Origin of the sequence: Myxococcus sp. AM009 (assembly GCF_013372605.1) — a bacterium.
In the GTDB taxonomy this organism is placed as follows: domain Bacteria; phylum Myxococcota; class Myxococcia; order Myxococcales; family Myxococcaceae; genus Myxococcus; species Myxococcus vastator.
This window is the reverse complement of the sequence record NZ_JABXEP010000322.1, coordinates 1-2,594: the sequence shown is the minus strand read 5'-3', so window position 1 is coordinate 2,594 and position 2,594 is coordinate 1. Positions and strand designations below refer to the sequence as shown.

The 2,594-nt window shown below is 72.6% G+C and carries 2 protein-coding genes; both read right to left on the bottom strand.

The genetic code is table 11. The features are described 5' to 3' along the window. Positions 1–358: 358 nt before the first annotated feature. Positions 359–832: a thermonuclease family protein gene (locus HV824_RS35505; RefSeq protein ID WP_176418004.1), complete on the bottom strand. Its 474-nt coding sequence runs from the start codon at positions 830–832 to the stop codon at positions 359–361. Then, the coding region (locus HV824_RS35500; RefSeq protein WP_255208615.1) for a lamin tail domain-containing protein at positions 832–2,594 on the bottom strand (1,763 nt) is incomplete at its 5' end. The genes HV824_RS35500 and HV824_RS35505, both read right to left, overlap by 1 nt.

Sequence of the window (2,594 nt, the reverse complement as noted above, 5' to 3'; positions counted from 1 at the left end):
AGTTTGTGCAGCCCCCCCTCCTCCGAGCTCGCCAGGGGAGCGAGCGCACCGAGCGCGGAGCCCACCCCCGCCAGCCAGCGCCGGGTGATGTCCTCTCGCAGGACCTCCAGCGCATCCGGCAGCGTGAGCGTCGCCGTGACGCGTGAACTCATGCGCGCGCCGTCGTCGTTGATGATTGCCCTGGCATGTCCTCACCAGCCCCCCAGCCAGGAACGCCCGCCATCTCCATGCGGGCGGCGCGTGGCTGTTACCCTTGGGATACATCCCATCCCCCGGCCGGACTGCCCGTCTCCGAGTCAGGCTCGGATGAGGCCTCGTGGAAGAGGCGGCCACGCTGGCGCCTCTTCCGTCAGGTGGTTCACCGCTGACAGGGAACGGGCGCGCAAGCCCCCCAGACGCCGCGCCGCGCCAGCCGGGCCTGCGCCTCCAGAGCCTCGAACTCCGCGCGCCTCGAGCGGCCCGCGGGAGGAACGTGGAGCACGCAGGCATGGCCTCTCTCCACCAACAGCGTGTTCACCTCCCGGCCGTCCACGGACACGTAGGCAAGGAGCCGACCGAAGCGGTCCTCGCACGCCTCGCCATAGGTCAGCGTCACCCGCCTGCCGTCGACGAGTCCCCGGTTGAAGGCATGGGCCTCCGGACCGAAGCAGTCACCGCCCGCGCCCGTGCGCTCCGGTGCATCCGCGAGCAGGTAGCGAACACGCTCGCCGCGCTCCAGGACGATTGTGTCCCCATCCAAGACCTCCGCCACGCGTCCCGAAGCGGGGCCGCAAGCGACGTCCGCGTCCCCCTCACCACAGGCGGCCAGCAAGCAGGCCACCGCAGCTGTCATCAAAGCGCGCATGAGCGGTTCACCCCTCCCGGCGTGCCCCGGTCGCCCCGGCCATAACGGGCCGTCTCGGGCGTGGGGCAGAAGCTCCCGGGCCAGTCATTGCGCTGCGGGTCGCTGCGCCCGGGGTCGAGCTGCGAGGACACACCTGGAATGGCCGCCCCCGTCCACGACACGGCGTCGAGCACGCGGCCTTCCACCGAGAGCTGGAGCTTCCGGCTGCCCGCGGTATTCGCCAGGTTGAAGTTGAAGGTGCCGAGCGCCGCGGGCAGCCCGCCGTTGCGGGACACATCCTCACTGCGCGCCAGGACGGCGCGGCTCCCGGCCTTCACGGCCAGGCACAGCGCCGAGTCAAACGTCGAGCGGCCCCCGCCCTCGTTGGACAGGGACACCCCGTTGAGGTCCACGTCACGCAGCGCGAGCACCTCCACCCACTCCCCCGTGGCATCCGCCACCGCCTGGGGGTCCGCCATGAGCTCGGTGAGCACGAGCGAGCCCGCATCGGGCACCCTGCGCGCCCGAGCCCTTCCGGTGGTCCGGTCAATACATCCGTCCTCGAGCGTCCCGGCATCCACGCCGCCATCGGAGGTTCCACCGTCGCCGTCGCCGCCCGGCGTGCCAGCGTCTCCCGCACAGACACGATTCCCGCGGCCGGGTGTCCCCTGGTTGCCGCGCGAGCCATAGGCGGCCGTGGCCGCGCACCATGCGGAGGGCGCGTCATTCTGGACAGCGTCCGCGAGCGGTGCGGACACCTGCGTGGCCACGCCATCCACCGCCAGACCGTAGTCGGCCGCATCGACCACCACGCCCCCCGCCTTCACCTGCAGCCGGCCGCCCGCGTTGCGCAGGTCCATGCTGAAGGTCGCCACGGGCGGAGGAAGCCCTCCGTTGAGGGTGGCATCCGTGCGGCGAGCCAGCACCGCGTACTCCCCCGCCGCGAGCGACAGGCACCCCTCCGCCTTCACGGTCGCCTCACCCGCCTCGGCGACCAGCGTCACGCCGTTGAGGTCCACGGGAGCCGTGGCCCTCAGCTCCACCCACTCCCCCATCGTGTCGTCGCCACGCGGATTGGCCATGACCTCGGTGATGACCAGGTCGCCAGGCGCGGGCGGCAGGACGGGCCTCACCGCGCCAGCGCCCGCGGGCCTGCACGTCGCCACCACGCCCGCGTCCTCCGGGACGCCCGCGTCACCCACGGGGCCACAGGGCGCGTTCGCGGCGCCAGGGCTCCCCTGGAACGCCCCACCGGCCCCCGCGTCGGGCGAGTCACACCAGCGGGCCAGGTCGTCGTTCCCCGCCATGTCCGGCACCAGGCGGCCGTCGTAGATGCGCGACACCCCGCTCTTCGCGGGCGCGGAGAGCGGGACCTCGTCCAACACCCGCGCCCCGCACCGGAGGCCCAGCCGTCCGCCCGAGTTCCCCAGCGCCCCCAGCCCGTCGCCATAGGCATGGTCGACATAGGCATGGTCGACATGCGCGGGCACCGGCCCGTCGCGCACATCGCCCAGCACCACGGAGTCACCCGCCGCCACCGTCAGCTCCTCGAGGACGGCGTAGGCCTTCTCCTGCGAGCCATCCGAGCGCGACGCGTAGAGCGTCAGCCCGTACAGGTCCACGGGCGCGCGCATGGGGTTGTGCAGCTCCACGTACTCCTGCCCCGTGTCCGTCCCCACCGGGTCGTTGAGGTACTCGGTGATGACGACGTCACCGGGCAACAGCCCCGCGCACGCCGCGTCCACGTCTTCGTCCAGGGGCGCCCCACCAC

Excerpts from the sequence above, each read along its gene's own strand:
- HV824_RS35505 (WP_176418004.1), bottom strand. The coding sequence starts at position 832 with ATGACAGCTGCGGTGGCCTGCTTGCTGGCCGCCTGTGGTGAGGGGGAC.